Here is a 19,009-nt window from a genome sequence, read left to right as displayed (position 1 = left end):
TTTATTTTTCGGGTGTTTGCCACATCACTTTAATGTTATTTATGAAATGGCAAAAGAATTAATTAGCCGTCGAATTAAAAAGACAGGAATAAATGATGAAAAGCAAACTCACAACTATAACGCTGGCGCTTGCTGCACTCACGGTCAGTTCCACCGTCGCCGCGAAAACGCTGGTGTATTGCTCCGAGGGATCGCCGGAAAATTTTAATCCTCAGCTATACACCTCGGGAACCAGCGTGGACGCCAGCGCCGTACCGGTCTATAACAGGCTGGTCGATTTTAAACCCGGCACCACGGAGCTGGTGCCGAGCCTGGCGGAGCACTGGGAGGTGAGCGAGGACGGCAAGGTTTACACCTTCCATCTGCGTAAGGGCGTTAAGTTCCAGAGCAATAAATCCTTCACGCCGACCCGCGACTTTAACGCCGATGACGTGATCTTCTCGTTTATGCGGCAAAAAGACGTGAATCATCGCTATCACAACGTCTCTAACGGCAGCTACTCCAACTTCGAAAGCCTGGAGTTCGGCAGCCTGATTACCGCCATTGATAAAGTCGATGACCACACCGTGCGTTTTACCCTGGCGCACCCGGAAGCGCCGTTTGTCGCCGATCTGGCATGGTATTTTGCCTCGATCCTGTCCGCGGAGTATGCCGACGCGATGCTCAAAGCGGGCACGCCGGAAAAGGTGGATATGGAGCCTATAGGCACCGGGCCGTTTAAGCTGGCGCAGTATCAGAAGGATTCGCGGATCCTGTTTACGGCGTTTGCCGACTACTGGCAGGGGAAATCGAAGCTGGATCGGCTGGTGTTTAGCATCACCCCGGATGCCTCCGTGCGGTTTGCCAAAATCGAGAAGAACGAGTGTCAGGTGATGCCGTTCCCGAACCCGGCGGACCTGCCGCGCATGAAGGCGAACAAGGACATCAACCTGATGAGCAAAGCCGGACTGAATACCGGCTTTCTGGCGTTCAATACCCAAAAGCCGCCGCTGGATAACGTAAAAGTCCGTCAGGCGCTGGCGATGGCCATCAATAAGCCGGCCATTATTGATGCGGTTTTCCACGGCACCGGCACTGCGGCGAAGAACCTGCTGCCGCCGGGCGTCTGGAGCGCAGACAGCGAGCTTAAGGATTACGATTACGATCCTGAAAAGGCGAAAGCGCTGCTGAAAGAGGCCGGTTTTGCCAGCGGCGTGAGCGTCGACCTGTGGGCGATGCCGGTGCAGCGTCCGTACAATCCGAATGCGAAACGCATGGCTGAGATGATTCAGGCCGACTGGGCGAAAATCGGCGTACAGACCAAAATCGTCACCTACGAGTGGGGCGAATACCTTAAGCGCGTGAAGGGCGGGGAACACCAGGCCGCGCTGATGGGCTGGACGACCGCAACGGGCGATCCCGACAACTTCTTTGGTCCGCTATTTACCTGTACCTCGGCAAACGGTGGCTCAAATTCGGCGAAATGGTGCTACAAGCCCTTCGATAAAATTATTGCGGAAGCAAAATCAACCACCGATCGCGATAAACGCGTGGCGCTGTATAAAGAGGCTCAGCAAATGATGCATGATCAAATGCCGGCGGTGATGATTGCGCATTCAACCATTTTCGAACCGGTGCGCAAGGAGGTGACGGGCTATGAAATTGACCCGTTTGGCAAACATCTGTTCTGGCAACTGGATATAAATCAGTAATTTTTCACTGCCCGGCACGCCTCCGGGCAGTCTTTTCGCAATTTGTGCTCTCCGCATCATTTTTTGTCACAACAAACCCATCGGTCTTTTGCTATAACTTCAAATGCATACTTGCAGATAACATGGAAAACTATCATGCGTACTCAAACTTTTTTTAAAGTTGCAGTGCTTACTGGTCTGTTGGCGTTGGCGGGCTGTTCTTCAAAAGTTGCGGCTCCCGAACAATATTCTGGCTTTTTAAAAGACTATTCCGGCTTGCAGCAGACGACGTCTGCGACGGGTAAACCAACGCTGCGTTGGGTTGATCCTTCTTATAACGAAGCTAATTACGACAGTATTCTCTGGACGCCGATTACTTATTATCCTGCGCCTAAACCGACCACACAAATTGGTCAAAAAACGCTTGATGAGCTGTTGAATTACACCAATAACAAAATGAAAACCGCTATTGGTACCCGTAAGCCAATTGTGACCACGCCGGGTAAACACAGCCTGATTTTCCGCGGTGCAATTACCGGGGTGAGTTCGCAGAAAGAGGGTCTGCAGTTCTATGAAGTGGTGCCGGTCGCGCTGGTAGTAGCGGGTACGCAGATGGCAACCGGGCATCGCACCATGGATACGCATCTCTTCTTTGAAGGAGAACTGATCGATGCGGCCACCAACAAACCGGTCATGAAGGTGGTGCGTAAAGGCGAAGGTAAAGATCTGAACAACGAAAGTACGCCGATGACCTTTGCGACGCTGAAGCAGGTAGTTGATGACATGGCGACGGACGCCACCATGTTTGATGTGAAAAAGACCGCGAAATAAAATAAAACGGCCTGCGTAATGCAGGCCTTTTTATTTACGCCATTCGTAAGCGTCTGAACCAGGTTTCTGGTTTGGTAAACATCACCATATTTCCCCCCAGAATCAGCACTAATCCCACGATACCGTTGATATGCCAGACGTAGCCTTCATACACCGTGGAGATGGTCAGCGCCACCAGCGGGAAGAGCAGCGTACTGTAGGCCGCTTTGCCCGGACCGATGCGTCCCACCAGCGTGAAATAGGCGCCAAACGCAATCACCGAACCAAATACAGCCAGATAGAGCAGCGCGCCAACGTAGCTGACGGTCCACTCTGGCGCGAAGCTGTCGCCTCTGAACAGGGCAATGCAGCCCATCACCAGCGTGCCGTAGAGCATCGCCCAGGCGTTGGTGGTCATGGTTTCAAGTCCTCTGCGCTGGTGACGCATGCTGATCATATTGCCCAGCGAGAAGCCGTAGGTGCCGAGCGCGGAGAGACCAATCCCGGTCAGGAGCGACGCGCTCCAGCCGCTGGCCAGCAGATCGTCCCAGAAGAGGGTGACGATCCCAGTCAGGCCCAGCGCCGCCGCCGTCCAGAAACGCGCGGGCGGGCGCTGCCCGAAGAAAATAAAGCTGTTAATGGCGTTATAGAGCACGGCCATGGAGAAGATCACCGATTCCAGCCCGGTGTTGATGTGCGAGGCTGCGGCGTAAAAACACCAGAAGTTAAAGCAGAAAACGCAGCATCCCTGGAGGATACAAAAAAGGTGATCCCGCAGCGCCAGCTTGCGCAGACGGCGCAGGGCGATTAACACCACCATCATCGTGAGGCTGGCGACGGCGAAACGCCAGAAAATCGAGACGGGCGCCGCTACGGGACCCTGCTGCAGGAAAATCGCAATCCAGGTGGTTCCCCAGATGACCACCACCAGTCCGTATAATAATGCGTTCATACTTTTTCTCTTCTCAAACCACGGAAGCCCGCAGTATGGCGCCGAGATCGGTCAGGGGCTTTCACCGGCTTGCGGTCGACTTGCAAAATCTTGCGCTTTTTTCTTTCCCGGGGGCTGGCAACGAGAGACAACTCTTCTTAGACTGATATTCCAGTCAATCACGCGCTTACGGTCATGTCTCACGCTTACGATACCTTTGAAACGCTTTGCCAACAGAATGCGGTCCTGCGGGAAACCGTCTCGCTGAATTCGGGCATTCAGCTGGCAGCGTGGTACAACAAGCAAGATACGATAACGGTAAAAAGTAACCACCATACCCTGAGCCTGTACGTAGCGGATGGCTACGAAAGCTATCAAAAAACGCCGGGCGGCTGGAAGAACGGTGGGGGGCCGGACCGCTTCTGTTTGATGCCAAAAGAGAGCGAATCGACGTGGGATATCCGTGATGACCTGTCGTTTGTGCATCTGTACTGCACCGATGAACACCTGCGCGACGTGGGGGAAAAGATCTGGGACAAGCGCCCGCTTTCGCTGACGCTGGACGAGCGCATTTTTGGTAGCGATCCGAAGATCACCGCGCTGTATCGCCAGTTTTTACTCGGCTGCGACTGGCAGCAGCACGCCAACCAGCTCACCCTGAGCACGGCCTCTACGCTGCTCCTGACCCATCTGCTGCAAAACTACTCTAACGTTCAGTGGAAGCTGCCGGTCGTCACCGGCGGGCTATCGCCATTCGTGCTGCGCAACGTGCTGGCCTTTATTGAAGAGAACCTCGGGCAACCCCTGACGCTGGCTGAACTGGCGGCGCAGGCCGCCCTCAGCGAATACCATTTTGCCCGCATGTTCCGCCAGTCGACGGGGCTGGCGCCGCATCAGTACGTGATGCAGAGAAGAATGGAAAAAGCGAAGGCGCTGGTGCAGAACACGGCGACGCCGCTAACGGACATCGCCCTTGCCTGCGGGTTTAACTCCGCCAGCCACTTCAGCAACCGCTTTCGCAGCGCGACGGGCATGACGCCTTCGCAGCTACGCGCGGCGAGCGCGTGAAAACAGGGCATAGCACACGCCGCCCAGCACCAGCCCCCAGAATGCCGAACCGATGCCCAGGATCGTGACGCCGCTCGCGGTCATCAGGAACGTGACGATGGCCGCGTCGCGCTCCGCCTCGTGGCTCAGTGCCTGATATAAACTCCCGCTGATGGTGCCCAGCAGCGCCAGACCGGCGAGCGTCTGGATCCAGCTGAGCGGCAGAGCGGCCATCAGCCCGGTAATCGAGCCGCCGAAAATCCCCGCCAGCAGATAAAATCCTCCGGCTGCGATGGCCGCCAGCCAGCGTTTTGCGGGATCCGGGTGCGCATCGGGGCTTTGACAAATGGCGGCAGTAATGGCTGCGATACAGATAGAAAAGACGCCAAAAGGGGAAAACAGCAGCGCCAGCGCTCCCGTAACGATGATGAGCGGCGAGACCGCCAGCGGGTAACCGGAGGCCTTCATCGTGGCGAACCCCGGTGCGTTTTGCGATGCCATGGTGACCAGGAAGAAGGGCACGCCAATACTCACCAGGCTGGTGAAGGTGAACGTGGGCGCAATAAACTCGGGCATCACTAGGGAGAACGCGAGCTTATCGGTGACAACGTCACCTCCCGCCCATGCCACGATACCGCCGACCAGCAGCGTGACCACGATGGCATAGCGCGGCGCCAGCGCTTTTGCTATTAGCCACGCCGCAATCATGCTGCCGCACAGCAGAAAGTGACCCTCCAGGTGCGCAAACGCGTGCAGGCCAAACTGCAGCAACACGCCTGCCAGCATGGCGGCGGCAAGCGAATGGGGGATCAGCCTCATCAGACGGGCGAAGAGCCCGGTGATGCCGCAAAGTAAAATGAGCGCATTAGCAAAGATGAACACGCCGATCGTTTCCGGCAGCGTCACGCCGTGCAGGCTGGTGGCGAGAAGCGCCGCGCCGGGCGTTGACCAGGCGGTCAGCACCGGCGCTTTGTACCACCAGGAAAGCGCCAGCGTGCTGACGCCCATTCCAATCCCCAGCGCGGTCATCCAGCCTGCGATCTGCTGTGCACTGGCACCAGCCGCCGCGGCGGCCTGCCAGATGATGGCGGCCGAGCTGGCGTAACCGACCAGCACGGCGACAAATCCAGCCAGTGCGACTGGAACAAGGTGAGAGGAAGGGCGCATAAAAACTCCGTTGTGCGTTATAACGTCCGATATAAGGTAACACTGTGCGCTATAGCGTACAAGTGGTATGCTGATCGCCATCAGGAGGGACCATGGACATCACACTACACCTTGCAACAACGCTGAAAACGCTGCGCCAGGCGCGCGGCTGGAGTTTGTCGAAGCTCGCGGACGAGACCGGCGTGTCAAAAGCGATGCTGGGGCAAATCGAGCGCAATGAATCCAGCCCGACGGTGTCGACGCTGTGGAAAATAACCACCGGGCTGAACGTGCCGTTTTCCGCGTTCATCACGCCAGAGGCGGACCGGCAGGCGGTGTTTGACCCGCAGCAGCAGGCGATGGTGGTCAAACCGCTCTTTCCGTGGGACGAGACGCTCGGGTTTGATTATTTCTCCATTACCCTGGCACCCGGCGCGCTCAGTGAATCCACGCCGCATGAGGCCGGGGTGATTGAACATGTGGTGGTGGTCAGCGGCGAGCTGGAGATGAAGCTTGACGGCACGTGGCAGACGATTTCTGCCGATTCGGGCGTCCGTTTCGCCGGCGATAAACCGCACGCCTACCGCAACAGCAGCGACCGGACGGTGCATTTTCACTCCCTGATTCATTATCCCCGCTGACGCTACGCAAAACTGTTTCGCTGACGCATACTTCTGACTACAATAGCCGCCATTTTGACCATAACGGATAACGACGAAGTATGCGCCTGCAATCCCATCATCTTGAACTTTTAAGCCCGGCCCGCGACGCCGCCATTGCCCGTGAAGCGATCCTTCACGGCGCTGACGCCGTCTACATTGGCGGCCCTGGCTTCGGTGCCCGCCATAACGCCAGCAACAGCCTGAGCGATATAGCTGAACTGGTGCCGTTCGCCCACCGTTTCGGGGCGAAAGTGTTCGTGACCCTGAACACCATTCTGCATGATGATGAGCTGGAGCCTGCGCAACGTCTGATTACCGATCTCTACCAGGCCGGGGTGGATGCCCTGATCGTTCAGGACATGGGCGTTCTGGAGCTGGATATTCCGCCCATTGAACTGCATGCCAGTACCCAGTGCGATATCCGCACGGTCGAGAAGGCTAAGTTTCTCTCCGACGTCGGCTTTTCGCAGATCGTTCTGGCGCGAGAGCTGAACCTGAATCAGATCCGCGATATTCACCAGGCGACAGACGCGACGATTGAATTCTTCATCCACGGTGCGCTGTGCGTGGCTTACTCCGGTCAGTGCAACATTTCCCACGCGCAGACGGGCCGCAGCGCCAACCGCGGCGACTGTTCTCAGGCCTGCCGTCTGCCGTATACTCTGAAAGACGATCGGGGCCGCGTTGTGGCGTTCGAAAAACACCTGCTTTCCATGAAGGATAACGATCAGACGGCCAACCTGGGCGCGCTGATCGACGCGGGCGTGCGTTCCTTTAAGATTGAAGGGCGCTACAAAGATATGAGCTACGTGAAAAACATCACCGCGCACTATCGCCAGATGCTGGACGCCATTATCGAAGATCGCGGCGACCTGGCGCGCGCGTCGGCCGGCCGCACCGAGCATTTCTTTATTCCGTCGACGGACAAAACGTTCCACCGTGGCAGCACGGACTATTTTGTGAATGCCCGTAAAGGGGATATCGGCGCGTTCGACTCACCGAAGTTTATCGGTTTACCGGTGGGCGAAGTGCTGAAAGTGGCGAAAGATCACCTTGATGTCGAAGTGACGGAACCGCTGGCGAACGGCGATGGCCTTAACGTGATGATTAAGCGTGAGGTCGTGGGCTTCCGTGCCAATACGGTCGAGAAAACCGGCGAGAACCGCTACCGCATCTGGCCGAATGAAATGCCCGCCGATCTCTACAAGGCGCGGCCGAACGCGGCGCTTAACCGTAACCTCGATCATAACTGGCAGCAGGCGCTGCTGAAAACCTCCAGCGAACGTCGTATCGCCGTGGATATTGAGCTGGGCGGCTGGGAAGAGCAGCTGATTCTGACCATGACTTGTGAAGACGGCATCAGCGTGACGCATACTCTCGACGGCCTTTTCGAGGTGGCAAACAACGCGGAAAAAGCGCTCAACAACCTGAAGGATGGGGTGGCGAAGCTGGGCCAGACGATTTACTACGCGCGCGCTATCGAAGTGAATCTGCCGGACGCGCTGTTTGTGCCGAACAGCCTGCTTAACCAGTTCCGCCGTGAAACGGCAGAGATGCTGGATGCCGCGCGCCTGGCGCAGTATCCGCGCGCTTGCCGAAAAGCGGAAGCCGTTCCTGCACCCGTATACCCGGAGACACATTTATCCTTCCTGGCCAACGTTTATAACCATAAAGCGCGTGAATTCTATCATCGCCACGGCGTGCAGCTGATCGACGCAGCCTATGAAGCGCATGAAGAGAAGGGCGATGTGCCGGTGATGATCACCAAGCACTGCCTGCGCTTTGCGTTTAACCTGTGTCCTAAGCAGGCAAAAGGGAATATTAAGAGCTGGAAGGCAACCCCCATGCAGCTGGTAAACGGCGATGAAGTTCTGACTCTCAAGTTCGACTGCCGTCCTTGCGAAATGCATGTGATTGGCAAGATGAAAAACCACATCTTCAAAATGCCGCAGCCCGGCAGTATTGTGGCGTCCGTCAGTCCGGACGATCTGATGAAAACCCTGCCAAAACGCAAGGGCAGCTAATTACCGAACGTGCGTGTCCGGTTTGCGCGACTTCTGCCACAGGTGGTGTTCGCGCAAACCCTCCGCCGACTCTTCTGCAGCGCTTCGCAACTCATCGCTGTCGGCTTCATGACGAAGCTGATGCCCTACATTCTTGACCCATAAATATTCGTGTCCTTTGTGTCCGGCCATAAGCTGGCCTGAAAACAGCGCACAAATAAGCATGACGAAAGATAACCCTTTTTTTATCATGGTTTCACCGCTGAAAAACAATGCGGAATAATCATGTCGATTATTTCTTAGGGTTATTATTCAAAAATTAAAATTAGCGCAAAGAAAATGTCAAATAATGTTCGTTCGAAATAGCGGTTAGGACAGTTCCTAAAAACATCTGAATCTTTGTAAACTACCATTTCTGGTCCACAATTGGAGGTATGCATTACGGATTAATCTTATATAATAGTAATCTTAGGCTAAGGAACAGGTCATTTATAAATGAAAAAAATAATAGCGCTTGCGCTTCTGGCAGTGGCTGTTGGAGCCGCTGCAGGGGTTCGTTATGCAGGTAATGACGAACCAGAATATATTCAATCTGCAGAAATTCGCGTGGGTTCTTATTTAACCAGCGATTATGGTAGAGTTGCCTGCGCCAGCAAAAAAGTGAACGATCAGCGTTGGGAATTAGACTGCACTCATCAGGCGAGAGGAAAAACATTCCAGTTTGCGGTGTATCCCTCTGAAAAAGCACCTTATGGTGTCGCTCGCTCCTTTTATCTGGAAGCCATTAATGACGATGCAAAACAGAGCGCTGAGCAGGGCCTTATGCGTTATTTGCAGATCAATACCCATACTGGTTAATAAGGTTGTTTAGCGTTCGTTAAGACAACAGGTGTTAGATTGTGTGAGATCCGCTGCCCGGCCATGGAGTGTCGGGACGTAGAGACCAAAACACAAATCTATCCATGCAAGCATTTACCGCCATTTTTTGGCGGTTTTTTTTGCGCAGACCGTCGCGATAGGGTTATAGCGTCAGGCGATAATGCGACTGCACCAGGCCCGAAGGGAAGCTGCGGCTTGATACCAGGGTCAAATCAATATCCCGGGACAACGTTCCGAACAGCGGTTTTCCCTCCCCGAGCAGTACAGGTACGGTCGTGATCACCATATCGGCTACCAGTCCTTCGCGCAGGAACGACTGTATCACCTGTCCGCCATCAAGATAGACGCGATGTACGTCCTGCGCAGCGAGATCGTCCAGCACCTCCTTTGGCGTCCGGGATGAAAACTGCACTTTGCCCCTCAGCGCCTCCGGCACGGGCGTATCGGCCAGTCGTCGCGAGAGCACCAGCACGGGACGATCGTAAGGCCATGCGTCAAAGGTCAGTACCTTCTCATAACTCCCTCGTCCCATCACGATGCAGTCTTTGTCCGCGATGAACGCCTCATAGCCATGATCTTCCGCCGGATCGTCGCGCTGCAGCAGCCAGTCGATATCGTCATTCTGTCGGGCGATGTAACCATCAAGACTGACCGCAATAAAAACGTGTGTAGTGACCATCAGGTGCTCCGTGTGCCAGTGTAACCCTTAAACTGACGCCTCAGCGTGCAGTAACCCGGACGTGAAAATTGTTTACGATACTGAGCCGGGGAAAGTGCGAACTGCTGGCGAAAATGATGACGCAGTGTCGACGCCTGACCAAACCCGGTCTGTTCAGCGATGCTGTCGATGCTTAACCGGCTGCTTTCCAGATAATCTTTTGCTCTCAGCAGGCGCTCATTGATTAACCAGCGTGCGGGCGTCGTCCCCGTTGCCGCTTCGAAGCGACGAAGGAAGGTGCGCTGGCTCATTCCGACCCGACGCGCGAGGGAGTCGACGCTGTGCGCCTCGATAAGATGCGTGTGCAGAAAATCAAACAGCTGGCCGAGACGCTGGCTTTCCCGCAGCTGCGCCACCGGGCGGGTCAGCTGCTGTGGCTGTGAACCATCCCGGTGAGGGGGAATGACCAGCCGACGCGCCACGCTGTTTGCTGTTTCCATGCCATAATCCCGCCGCACAACGTGCAGACAGAGATCGATTCCCGCCGCGCTGCCAGCGGACGTCAGAATATCGCCTTCGTCCTGGTAGAGTACATCCTCAACCACGTCGATGTCAGGGTAGCGGACTTTCAGCGCGTCAATGTAGCGCCAGTGCGTCGTGGCTTTGCGGCCGTTCAATAGCCCCGTTGCGGCCAGCACAAACACTCCCGAGCAGATGGAGAACAGCTGGCATCCTCGCGCGCTGGCCTGGCGTAGTGCCTCGCAGAGCGCATCCGGAACCGGTGAATCTATCCCCCGCCAGCCGGGAACCACAATCAGGTCCGCAGACGCAAGCAGGCTTAAATCACCATCGGTAACGATGCGGATCCCGCCTGTTGCCCGAAGTTCACCGCTGTCCACGCTCGCCACGGCAAAACGATACCATTCATCGCCCAGCTCGGGACGCGGCAGGCCGAAGATCTCCACCGCCACGCCAAACTCAAAGGTACACAGACCGTCATATGCCAGCACCACCACCTGCGGGCGGGCAATTTGTCTTAAGTTTGTCATCTTTTTGCTGTTTTCTGGCATAAGCGAACGCATTCACGGGCTGAATTTGTGGATAGAGTAGTGTTAACACAAACGCCAAAGATGAGGAAGGATCATGAGCTATGTTACTGAATTTCCGGCTGCCGAGCCGCAGGAAGCCGTTACCCATTTTCTGCGCCGCCTGAGCGTTGAAACCGACTGCGCGGATGTGCATCATGCCATCGCCAATAATGAGCAGGACTTCGTGCTGCTGCACGTGGTGGGGAGCCCGGAGCAGTTTGCCCGCCGTCACGTGCCGGGCGCTCTGCATATGCCGCGGAACCAGATGACCGCTGAGCGCATGGCCGAATGGCCTGAAGGTACGCTGTTCGTTGTTTACTGCGCAGGGCCGCACTGTAACGGCGCGGACAGAGCCGCGCTCAAGCTGGCGCGCCTCGGGCTGCCGGTCAAAATCATGCTCGGGGGGATCACCGGATGGGAGGATGAAAAGTTCGCCTTTGCCAGCAGTGAAACCGCCGTCACGCTGTGAAGATGAATTTTTTTCAACACCCGTGAAATTTTCTCGTTTGCCGGCACCAGTGAGGTATGACATTGTTTTTGGACATTTAGACATCCAGAAGTCTAAAGCTTCAAATGATGAATTATCACTGCTGGCAATTATCGCCGGCAGACTGAGGAGATTTTCATGCAACGACACCATGCCCCGTACCGCGCCGATGTAGTCGGCAGTTTCTTACGCCCGGATGCCATCAAACAGGCTCGCCTGAAGTTCGCCAGCGGCGAAATTGACGCCGGACAGCTTCGCGCGGTAGAGGATGATGCCATCCGCCACGTCGTTGAGCAGCAGTGTGCGTGCGGCCTGCATGTGGTCACCGACGGTGAATTTCGTCGTGCCTGGTGGCACTTCGACTTCTTCGACGGTCTGCAGGGCGTTGAGCGTTACGATTCGCAGCAGGGCATTCAGTTCAACGGGGTACAAACTAAAGCCCACGGCGTGCGCGTGACCGGCAAGCTGGGCTTTGGCGTCCATCCGATGCTTGAAGATTTCCGCTACCTGAAAAGCATCAGCGGCGATGCTCAGCCGAAGATGACCATTCCCAGCCCAAGCGTGCTCCATTTCCGCGGCGGGCGCAAAGACATCGATGCGACGGTGTACCCGGATCTAAATGACTATTTCGACGATCTGGCGACCACCTGGCGCGACGCCATCCGCACATTTTACGACGCGGGCTGCCGTTACCTGCAGCTGGACGACACCGTCTGGGCCTATCTGTGTTCGGACGACCAGCGCCGTCAGATCCGCGAGCGCGGCGATGATGCCAATGAGCTGGCACGCATCTATGCCCGCGTCCTGAACAAGGCGCTGGAAGGCAAGCCGGAAGATCTGACCATCGGCCTGCACGTATGCCGCGGTAACTTCCGTTCAACCTGGATTTCCGAAGGCGGCTATGAGCCCGTGGCGGAAGTGCTGTTCGGGACGGTCAACGTTGACGCGTTCTTCCTTGAATACGATAACGACCGCAGCGGTGATTTCGCGCCATTGCGCTTCATTCGCCCGGGCAAGCAGCAGGTGGTGCTCGGCCTTATCACCACGAAAAACGGTGAGCTGGAGAACCCGGAGGGGATTAAAGCCCGTCTGGAAGAGGCGGCGAAATACGTGGCAAAAGAGCAAATATGCCTCAGCCCGCAGTGCGGCTTTGCCTCTACCGAAGAGGGCAACAGCCTGAGTGAATCCCAGCAGTGGGACAAAGTCCGTCTGGTCACGCAGATCGCCAGCGAAGTCTGGTAAAGCCTCTTCCACAGCGCTGCATTATAAAAGTGCAGCGCTGTGCCATTCTGAGGCGTTCTCTTTACATCCTGCGTTCCCCCTCCTGAAATAGCGCTTCCTTCATTCTGGCATCCTTTTTGCTCCTGCTTCGCTGACACATTTTTTTCCGCGTCCACGCCGTAACGGACGTTTTCGCACAGCGTTCTTTTTCAGGAGTGAAAATATGCAGCGTCGTACCTTATTAAAAGCCTTTGCGTTATCTGCGTCCGTCGTGGCGATGGGAATGAGTTTTGGCGTGCAGGCGGCCGATACCATCAAAGTGGGGATCATGCATTCTCTTTCCGGCACCATGGCCATCTCCGAAACGCCGCTGAAAGACGTCGCGCTGATGACCATCGACGAGATCAACGCGAAAGGCGGCGTGCTGGGTAAAAAACTGGAGCCGGTGGTGGTGGATCCCGCCTCAAACTGGCCGCTGTTTGCCGAGAAGGCGCGCCAGCTGTTAAGTCAGGATAAAGTGGCGGTGGTATTTGGCTGCTGGACGTCGGTATCGCGCAAATCCGTGCTACCGGTCTTCGAGGAGCTGAACGGTCTGCTGTTCTATCCGGTGCAGTATGAAGGCGAAGAGATGTCGCCAAACGTCTTCTATACCGGCGCGGCGCCGAACCAGCAGGCCATCCCGGCGGTGGAATACCTGATGAGCGAAGACGGCGGCGCGGCGAAGCGCTTCTTCCTGCTGGGAACCGATTACGTCTACCCGCGCACCACCAACAAGATCCTGCGCGCGTTCCTGCATTCGAAAGGGGTGGAGGATAAGGACATCGAGGAGGTTTACACCCCATTTGGTCACAGCGACTACCAGACCATCGTCGCCAACATCAAGAAATTCTCTGCGGGGGGTAAAACCGCCGTGGTGTCGACCATCAACGGCGATTCCAACGTTCCGTTCTACAAAGAGCTGGCTAACCAGGGTCTGAAGGCGACCGACGTGCCGGTGGTGGCGTTCTCCGTGGGAGAAGAAGAGCTGCGCGGGATCGACACCAAACCGCTGGTTGGCAACCTCGCGGCGTGGAACTACTTTGAATCCGTGGATAACCCGACCAACCAGGCCTTCGTGGCGGATTACAAAGCCTATGCCAAAGCGCACAAGCTACCGAATGCCGATACCGTGGTGACCAACGACCCGATGGAAGCTACCTACGTGGGGATCCATATGTGGGCGCAGGCGGTGGAAAAAGCGGGTACTACCGACGTGGATAAAGTGCGTGCGGCGATGGCCGGCCAGTCCTTTAAGGCGCCGTCAGGCTTCACGCTCACCATGGATGCCACCAACCACCATCTGCATAAGCCGGTCATGATCGGCGAAATCGAAGGCAACGGTCAGTTCAACGTGGTGTGGCAGACGGAACAGCCGGTGCGCGCCCAGCCGTGGAGCCCGTTCATCGCCGGAAACGATAAAAAGCCCGACCAGCCGATGAAAACCGCCAGCAACTAAGCCATCACCAGGGAGAAACGTCATGAACGCCATGCGCATGTTCATCGCTCTTGTATGGCTTTCCGGACTGCTGCCAGGGATGGCGCAGGCATCGGATGCCGATCGTTTTGTTGCCGCCAGCCGCAGCCAGCAGGCGGAGTTGCTGACGCAGTGGGCCGCCGCGCCGGACGCCGCGAGGCTGCCGCTGCTGCAGGCACTGCAAAAAGAAAATCTCTATACCGACAGTCAAAAGCACGCCTTTGCGCAGCGCAGCGGTCAAATGGTGTCGCTCGGTGACGCTAAGTCGATCGAAGGGGCAGCCAAAGCCGTTCGTTTGACCAACCGGCTGCGCGTGCTGGCCGCCACGGCCATCGCTACGCATCAGCTTGTGAGTGACAGTGTCACCGAAAGGCGGGCGGCAGCTCGTCAGCTTCAGCGGGATGCCCAGCCCGGAATGCTCGCTTTTCTGGAAAAGCGGGTAAACGATGAAACGGACGCGGTGGCACGTCAGGCGCTAATACTGGCCGTGGCGAATCTCCAGCTCTCCAGCCCGCAGGCAGAGGTGCGCCGCAAGGCCGTCGAATTATTAGGGCAGTCCGACGATCCGGACGTTGAGTCCAGACTTACCCCGTTTACCCAGGCACAGACAGAGCCGGATGCCGGGGTGCGCGCCGCCGCACAGGAGAGTCTTAGCCAGATCCAGCATCGACTGATGTGGGGCGATCTGCTGGGCCAGGCGTTTATGGGGCTCTCCCTGGGGTCGGTGCTGCTGCTGGCGGCGCTGGGGCTTGCTATCACCTACGGCCTGCTGGGCGTCATCAATATGGCGCACGGCGAGATGCTGATGCTGGGGGCGTATGCCACCTGGATGGTGCAGCAGGCAATGGCCGGGCTTGCGCCACAGTGGCTGGCGCTCTATCCCGTTATCGCGCTTCCGGTCGCGTTCTGCCTGACGGCGGGCATCGGAATGGTGCTGGAGCGCACCGTGATCCGCCATTTGTACGGTCGCCCGCTGGAAACGCTGCTGGCAACGTGGGGGATCAGCCTGATGCTCATCCAGTTGGTGCGCATGACGTTTGGCGCCCAGAACCTGGAGGTGGCCAACCCGGCATGGCTGTCCGGCGGGGTGCAGGTTTTTGCCAACCTGACGCTGCCGTGGAACCGCATCGTGGTGCTGGGCTTCGTGCTGCTGGTGCTGTTCTTTACCTGGCTCATTCTGAATAAAACCCGTCTGGGGCTGAACGTGCGCGCGGTGACGCAGAACCGCAGCATGGCCGCCTGCTGCGGGGTACCGACAGGTCGCATCGATATGCTGGCGTTTGGGCTTGGATCAGGGATTGCCGGGTTAGGCGGCGTGGCGCTATCGCAGCTCGGTAACGTCGGGCCGGAGCTGGGTCAGGGCTACATTATTGATTCCTTCCTCGTGGTCGTTCTCGGTGGCGTAGGGCAGCTGGCAGGCAGCGTGGCCGCGGCGTTTGGTCTGGGTATTTTCAATAAAATTCTTGAACCGCAGATGGGGGCGGTCCTGGGCAAGATCGTGATTCTGGTGGCGATCGTGCTGTTTATTCAGAAACGCCCTCAGGGGCTGTTTGCGCTGAAAGGGAGGGTGATTGACTGATGAGCCAGCCGCTGACCTTAACGCTGGCGCGCAAAGCGCCGCGCACAACGCAACTTGCAGGCAGCCTGCTGGTGGTGTGTCTGCTGATATTACCGTTTTTCGCCTTACTGCCTGCGACGCATCCGCTGGCGCTGTCAACCTGGATGCTGACGCTGATTGGCAAGATCCTCTGCTATGCCATCGTTGCGGTGGCGCTGGATCTGGTGTGGGGCTACGCCGGGATGCTCTCTCTCGGGCACGGTATCTTCTTCGCCCTGGGCGGCTACGCGATGGGCATGTACCTGATGCGCCAGGCCGCGGGTGAAGGTCTTCCCGCGTTTATGTCGTTTCTCTCCTGGAGCGAACTGCCGTGGTTCTGGTGGGGAACCCAGCATTTTGCCTGGGCGCTGGTGCTGATTGTGATGGTACCGGGCCTGCTGGCGCTGGTGTTCGGCTGGTTCGCCTTCCGCTCAAAGATCAAAGGGGTCTATTTCTCGATTATGACCCAGGCGCTGACCTATGCCGGCATGCTGCTGTTCTTTCGCAACGAAACCGGTTTTGGCGGCAATAACGGCTTTACCGGCTTCACCACGCTGCTTGGGTTTTCGGTGACGGAAACGACCACCCGTATCGCGCTGTTTCTGGCGACCGTGCTGTTGCTGATTCTGGCGTTGGGCACCGGATTTGCCCTGGCGAAGAGCAAGTTTGGGCGCATCCTGACCGCCGTTCGCGACGCCGAAAACCGCCTGACGTTTTGCGGCTACGATCCGCGCGGGTTCAAGCTGCTGGTATGGACGCTTTCTGCCGTGCTGTGCGGCCTGGCGGGGGCGCTGTATGTCCCGCAGGTGGGCATTATCAACCCTGGCGAAATGTCGCCGACCAACTCGATTGAAGCCGCGATCTGGGTGGCGCTGGGCGGGCGCGGCACGCTGGTCGGGCCGGTGATTGGCGCGGCGCTGGTAAACGGCGCCAAGAGTTTCTTCACCGTCGCGATGCCGGAATACTGGCAGCTGTTCCTGGGGCTGATTTTCATCGCCGTCACGCTGTTTTTACCGCGCGGCGTCTACGGTCTGTTTCGAAAGGGAGAGAAATAATGCAGCCAGCCGAAGGGTTATTTACCCGCCAGTTGCCGGGCGATCGTTACCGTGAACAGACCGACCCGGTGCTGCAGCTTGAGGCCATTAACGTCAATTTTGATGGATTTCAGGCCCTGACCGATCTCTCGCTGAATATCGGCGTGGGCGAGCTGCGCTGCGTGATTGGCCCTAACGGCGCTGGTAAAACCACGCTGATGGACGTCATCACCGGCAAAACGCGGCCAAAGAGCGGCAGGGCGATTTACGATCAGTCCATCGACCTGACCGCGCTGGAGCCTGCGGCCATTGCCCGCCAGGGGATCGGGCGTAAATTCCAGAAGCCCACGGTTTTTGAAGCGCTGACGGTGTGGGAAAACCTGGAGATCGCCATGAAAACCGATAAATCCGTCTGGGCGAGCCTGTGGGCAAAACTCAACGGTGAACAGCGCGACCGAATCGATGAGATGCTGGTTTTGCTGCGCCTTAGCAGCGAGCGCGACCGCCGCGCCGGGCTGCTTTCGCACGGGCAAAAACAGTTTCTGGAGATCGGTATGCTGCTGGTTCAGGACCCGCACCTGCTGCTGCTGGATGAACCGGCCGCCGGGATGACCGACGCGGAAACCGAATACACCGCCGAGCTGTTCAAAACGCTGGCGGGTAAGCATTCCCTGATGGTGGTGGAGCACGACATGGGCTTTGTTGAGACTATCGCCGACCACGTCACGGTGCTGCATCAGGGACGCGTGCTGGCGGAAGGTTCGCTTCGCGAGGTGCAGGCCAACGAGCAGGTGATTGAGGTCTATCTGGGGCGCTAAGGAGCGATGATGTTACAGGTTAACGAACTGAATCAGTATTACGGCGGCAGCCATATCCTGCGCGGCGTGAGTTTTGAGGCCGTCACCGGAGAAGTCACCTGCCTGCTGGGGCGCAACGGCGTCGGGAAAACCACGCTGCTGAAGTGTCTGATGGGGCTGATCCCGGCGAAAACCGGGGAGGTCATCTGGCAGGGTAAAAAGATCACCCACAGCAGGCCGCACCAGCGGGTGCAGTCTGGCGTGGCTTACGTCCCGCAGGGCCGCGAGATTTTCCCGCGCCTGACCGTGGAGGAGAACCTCCTGCTGGGGCTATCACGATTTTCCGCCCGCGAGGCGAAGCAGGTCCCGGATGAGATCTGGCAGCTGTTTCCGGTGCTTAAAGAGATGAAGCATCGCCGCGGGGGCGATCTCTCCGGTGGACAGCAGCAGCAGCTGGCGATTGGCCGCGCCCTGGCGAGCCGTCCGCAGCTGCTGATTCTGGACGAACCGACCGAAGGCATACAGCCGTCGGTGATTAAAGAGATTGGACAGGTGATCCGCACCCTGGCGAACCGAGGCGACATGGCGATCCTGCTTGTCGAACAGTTTTACGACTTTGCCGCCGAGCTGGCCGACAGCTACCTGCTGATGTCCCGCGGCACCATTATCCAGCGCGGGCGAGGCGAAAACATGGAGCAGGAGGGCGTGCGCGGCCTGGTTGCGATTTGAAATGTTATATTATAACATTCTCATTCTTATAAAACGGAATGAGGGCGTTACTTTGGCTGCACATATTGGAAAATTTGCCATGACTCTGGGGGCGCTGCTGGTCAGCGGCCAGCTGTTTGCTCACTCGCACGGCCATCAGATGACCGAAGCGGAACAGCGGGCGGCAAACGGCGTGTTTGAGGATAAGGACGTCAAGGACAGAGCGCTGTCAGACTGGGACGGGACCTGGCAGTCGGTCTATCCATTCCTGCTGGACGGTTCGCTGGATCCGGTGTTTAAACAGAAAGCGCAGAAGGACAAAAGCAAAACCTATGACGAGGTGAAAGCGTACTACCGTAAGGGATATGCAACGGACGTGGATGCCATCGGCATCGAAAATAACGTGATGGAATTTCATAAAGGCAAAGCGGTCAGCCGCTGTCAGTATGATTACAGCGGCTACAAAATACTGACCTACGCATCGGGCAAAAAAGGCGTTCGCTATCTGTTTGAATGTAAGGACGCCGGCAGCAAGGCGCCGAAGTTTGTTCAGTTCAGCGACCACACCATCGCGCCGAAGGCCTCTTCCCATTTCCACATTTTCATGGGCAACACCTCCCACGAGGCGCTGCTGAAAGAGATGGATAACTGGCCGACCTATTATCCGAATGAGATGTACAAAGAGCAGGTGGTAGAAGAAATGCTGCACCACTGATGCTTTATTGCCGGGTGGCGGCTACGCCTCACCCGGCCTGGAA

At 57.1% G+C, this 19,009-nt stretch carries 19 protein-coding genes; 14 read left to right on the top strand and 5 right to left on the bottom strand.

The features are described 5' to 3' along the window. Positions 1-95 precede the first annotated feature (95 nt). Together ACMWLG_RS07690 and ACMWLG_RS07685 are read left to right on the top strand one after the other, a co-directional pair. On the top strand, positions 96-1,691 hold the full coding sequence (locus ACMWLG_RS07690) for an ABC transporter substrate-binding protein (protein WP_045399225.1): 1,596 nt from the start codon (positions 96-98) through the stop codon (positions 1,689-1,691). Between the two features lie 135 nt (positions 1,692-1,826). Next, positions 1,827-2,501, top strand: a complete 675-nt coding sequence (locus ACMWLG_RS07685) for a DUF3313 domain-containing protein (RefSeq protein WP_023311690.1) — start codon at positions 1,827-1,829, stop codon at positions 2,499-2,501. Between the two features lie 34 nt (positions 2,502-2,535). On the opposite strand, the gene ACMWLG_RS07680 is transcribed toward ACMWLG_RS07685, so the two are convergent. Continuing rightward, positions 2,536-3,432, bottom strand: coding sequence for a DMT family transporter (locus tag ACMWLG_RS07680; RefSeq protein ID WP_045354932.1), 897 nt, complete (start codon positions 3,430-3,432; stop codon positions 2,536-2,538). Between the two features lie 174 nt (positions 3,433-3,606). Between ACMWLG_RS07680 and ACMWLG_RS07675 the strand changes: the two genes are divergently transcribed. Then, positions 3,607-4,479, top strand: a complete 873-nt coding sequence (locus ACMWLG_RS07675) for a helix-turn-helix transcriptional regulator (RefSeq protein WP_045399230.1) — start codon at positions 3,607-3,609, stop codon at positions 4,477-4,479. Here the strand turns inward: ACMWLG_RS07675 and ACMWLG_RS07670 are convergent. Then, positions 4,459-5,625 carry a benzoate/H(+) symporter BenE family transporter gene (locus ACMWLG_RS07670; RefSeq protein WP_047064260.1) on the bottom strand — a complete coding sequence of 389 codons (1,167 nt, stop codon included), beginning with the start codon at positions 5,623-5,625 and terminating at the stop codon, positions 4,459-4,461. The genes ACMWLG_RS07675 and ACMWLG_RS07670 overlap by 21 nt on opposite strands. 92 nt (positions 5,626-5,717) lie before the next feature. On the opposite strand from ACMWLG_RS07670, the gene ACMWLG_RS07665 reads away from it, so the two are divergent. Both ACMWLG_RS07665 and ACMWLG_RS07660 read left to right on the top strand, forming a co-directional pair. Further along, the gene (locus ACMWLG_RS07665; RefSeq protein WP_045399237.1) at positions 5,718-6,245 is read left to right on the top strand and encodes a helix-turn-helix domain-containing protein; all 528 of its coding nucleotides are present in this window, start codon (positions 5,718-5,720) and stop codon (positions 6,243-6,245) included. Positions 6,246-6,325: 80 nt separating this feature from the next. Further along, positions 6,326-8,290 carry a peptidase U32 family protein gene (locus ACMWLG_RS07660; protein WP_045399239.1) on the top strand — a complete coding sequence of 655 codons (1,965 nt, stop codon included), beginning with the start codon at positions 6,326-6,328 and terminating at the stop codon, positions 8,288-8,290. On the opposite strand, the gene ACMWLG_RS07655 is transcribed toward ACMWLG_RS07660, so the two are convergent. Beyond that, a complete protein-coding gene (locus ACMWLG_RS07655) occupies positions 8,291-8,521 on the bottom strand; it encodes a DUF2554 family protein (protein WP_023311760.1) in 231 nt (76 codons plus the stop codon). Between the two features lie 243 nt (positions 8,522-8,764). Here ACMWLG_RS07655 and ACMWLG_RS07650 point away from each other — a divergent pair, with 243 nt between their 5' ends. Continuing rightward, positions 8,765-9,127 (top strand): hypothetical protein, encoded by a 363-nt coding sequence (locus ACMWLG_RS07650; protein ID WP_045354937.1) that lies wholly within the window; start codon positions 8,765-8,767, stop codon positions 9,125-9,127. Positions 9,128-9,290: 163 nt separating this feature from the next. On the opposite strand, the gene ACMWLG_RS07645 is transcribed toward ACMWLG_RS07650, so the two are convergent. Both ACMWLG_RS07645 and ftrA read right to left on the bottom strand, forming a co-directional pair. Beyond that, positions 9,291-9,827, bottom strand: a complete 537-nt coding sequence (locus ACMWLG_RS07645) for a dihydrofolate reductase family protein (RefSeq protein ID WP_045399241.1) — start codon at positions 9,825-9,827, stop codon at positions 9,291-9,293. Further along, entirely contained in the window at positions 9,827-10,876 is a 1,050-nt protein-coding gene (gene ftrA / locus ACMWLG_RS07640) for a transcriptional regulator FtrA (RefSeq protein ID WP_045399246.1), read from the bottom strand. The genes ACMWLG_RS07645 and ftrA overlap by 1 nt, the downstream gene beginning before the upstream one ends. Positions 10,877-10,949: 73 nt before the next feature. On the opposite strand from ftrA, the gene ACMWLG_RS07635 reads away from it, so the two are divergent. From ACMWLG_RS07635 to zinT, 8 genes are all read left to right on the top strand, one after another. Then, positions 10,950-11,363: a rhodanese-like domain-containing protein gene (locus ACMWLG_RS07635; RefSeq protein ID WP_045399249.1), complete on the top strand. Its 414-nt coding sequence runs from the start codon at positions 10,950-10,952 to the stop codon at positions 11,361-11,363. 156 nt (positions 11,364-11,519) lie between these two features. Next, a complete protein-coding gene (locus ACMWLG_RS07630; RefSeq protein WP_045399251.1) occupies positions 11,520-12,623 on the top strand; it encodes a cobalamin-independent methionine synthase II family protein in 1,104 nt (367 codons plus the stop codon). A gap of 202 nt (positions 12,624-12,825) precedes the next feature. Continuing rightward, positions 12,826-14,097 carry an urea ABC transporter substrate-binding protein gene (gene urtA, locus ACMWLG_RS07625; RefSeq protein WP_014883816.1) on the top strand — a complete coding sequence of 424 codons (1,272 nt, stop codon included), beginning with the start codon at positions 12,826-12,828 and terminating at the stop codon, positions 14,095-14,097. Positions 14,098-14,119: 22 nt separating this feature from the next. Beyond that, the gene (urtB, locus tag ACMWLG_RS07620; RefSeq protein WP_045399255.1) at positions 14,120-15,694 is read left to right on the top strand and encodes an urea ABC transporter permease subunit UrtB; all 1,575 of its coding nucleotides are present in this window, start codon (positions 14,120-14,122) and stop codon (positions 15,692-15,694) included. Then, entirely contained in the window at positions 15,694-16,767 is a 1,074-nt protein-coding gene (urtC, locus tag ACMWLG_RS07615; RefSeq protein ID WP_045354943.1) for an urea ABC transporter permease subunit UrtC, read from the top strand. The genes urtB and urtC overlap by 1 nt, the downstream gene beginning before the upstream one ends. Continuing rightward, the gene (gene urtD, locus ACMWLG_RS07610; RefSeq protein ID WP_045620243.1) at positions 16,767-17,564 is read left to right on the top strand and encodes an urea ABC transporter ATP-binding protein UrtD; all 798 of its coding nucleotides are present in this window, start codon (positions 16,767-16,769) and stop codon (positions 17,562-17,564) included. Before urtC ends, urtD begins: the two co-directional genes overlap by 1 nt. 9 nt (positions 17,565-17,573) lie before the next feature. After that, positions 17,574-18,272, top strand: a complete 699-nt coding sequence (gene urtE / locus ACMWLG_RS07605) for an urea ABC transporter ATP-binding subunit UrtE (RefSeq protein ID WP_045399259.1) — start codon at positions 17,574-17,576, stop codon at positions 18,270-18,272. A 52-nt stretch (positions 18,273-18,324) separates the two neighbouring features. Beyond that, the gene (gene zinT / locus ACMWLG_RS07600) at positions 18,325-18,966 is read left to right on the top strand and encodes a metal-binding protein ZinT (protein ID WP_045399385.1); all 642 of its coding nucleotides are present in this window, start codon (positions 18,325-18,327) and stop codon (positions 18,964-18,966) included. Positions 18,967-19,009: the final 43 nt, after the last annotated feature.

The organism is Enterobacter sp. 01-M-02-SI-ECC, assembly GCF_047530595.1.
GTDB lineage: Bacteria > Pseudomonadota > Gammaproteobacteria > Enterobacterales > Enterobacteriaceae > Enterobacter > Enterobacter cloacae_M.
Note: the sequence above shows the minus strand (reverse complement) of the source record. Positions and strands in the feature narration are given on the sequence as shown.

Excerpts from the sequence above, each read along its gene's own strand:
- urtE (WP_045399259.1), top strand. The coding sequence starts at position 17,574 with ATGTTACAGGTTAACGAACTGAATCAGTATTACGGCGGCAGCCATATC.
- ACMWLG_RS07650 (WP_045354937.1), top strand. The coding sequence starts at position 8,765 with ATGAAAAAAATAATAGCGCTTGCGCTTCTGGCAGTGGCTGTTGGAGCC.
- ACMWLG_RS07685 (WP_023311690.1), top strand. The coding sequence starts at position 1,827 with ATGCGTACTCAAACTTTTTTTAAAGTTGCAGTGCTTACTGGTCTGTTG.
- ACMWLG_RS07680 (WP_045354932.1), bottom strand. The coding sequence starts at position 3,432 with ATGAACGCATTATTATACGGACTGGTGGTGGTCATCTGGGGAACCACC.
- ACMWLG_RS07690 (WP_045399225.1), top strand. The coding sequence starts at position 96 with ATGAAAAGCAAACTCACAACTATAACGCTGGCGCTTGCTGCACTCACG.
- urtD (WP_045620243.1), top strand. The coding sequence starts at position 16,767 with ATGCAGCCAGCCGAAGGGTTATTTACCCGCCAGTTGCCGGGCGATCGT.
- ACMWLG_RS07665 (WP_045399237.1), top strand. The coding sequence starts at position 5,718 with ATGGACATCACACTACACCTTGCAACAACGCTGAAAACGCTGCGCCAG.
- ACMWLG_RS07660 (WP_045399239.1), top strand. The coding sequence starts at position 6,326 with ATGCGCCTGCAATCCCATCATCTTGAACTTTTAAGCCCGGCCCGCGAC.
- ACMWLG_RS07630 (WP_045399251.1), top strand. The coding sequence starts at position 11,520 with ATGCAACGACACCATGCCCCGTACCGCGCCGATGTAGTCGGCAGTTTC.
- ACMWLG_RS07675 (WP_045399230.1), top strand. The coding sequence starts at position 3,607 with ATGTCTCACGCTTACGATACCTTTGAAACGCTTTGCCAACAGAATGCG.
- urtB (WP_045399255.1), top strand. The coding sequence starts at position 14,120 with ATGAACGCCATGCGCATGTTCATCGCTCTTGTATGGCTTTCCGGACTG.
- ftrA (WP_045399246.1), bottom strand. The coding sequence starts at position 10,876 with ATGCCAGAAAACAGCAAAAAGATGACAAACTTAAGACAAATTGCCCGC.
- ACMWLG_RS07645 (WP_045399241.1), bottom strand. The coding sequence starts at position 9,827 with ATGGTCACTACACACGTTTTTATTGCGGTCAGTCTTGATGGTTACATC.
- urtC (WP_045354943.1), top strand. The coding sequence starts at position 15,694 with ATGAGCCAGCCGCTGACCTTAACGCTGGCGCGCAAAGCGCCGCGCACA.
- ACMWLG_RS07635 (WP_045399249.1), top strand. The coding sequence starts at position 10,950 with ATGAGCTATGTTACTGAATTTCCGGCTGCCGAGCCGCAGGAAGCCGTT.
- urtA (WP_014883816.1), top strand. The coding sequence starts at position 12,826 with ATGCAGCGTCGTACCTTATTAAAAGCCTTTGCGTTATCTGCGTCCGTC.
- ACMWLG_RS07670 (WP_047064260.1), bottom strand. The coding sequence starts at position 5,625 with ATGCGCCCTTCCTCTCACCTTGTTCCAGTCGCACTGGCTGGATTTGTC.
- ACMWLG_RS07655 (WP_023311760.1), bottom strand. The coding sequence starts at position 8,521 with ATGATAAAAAAAGGGTTATCTTTCGTCATGCTTATTTGTGCGCTGTTT.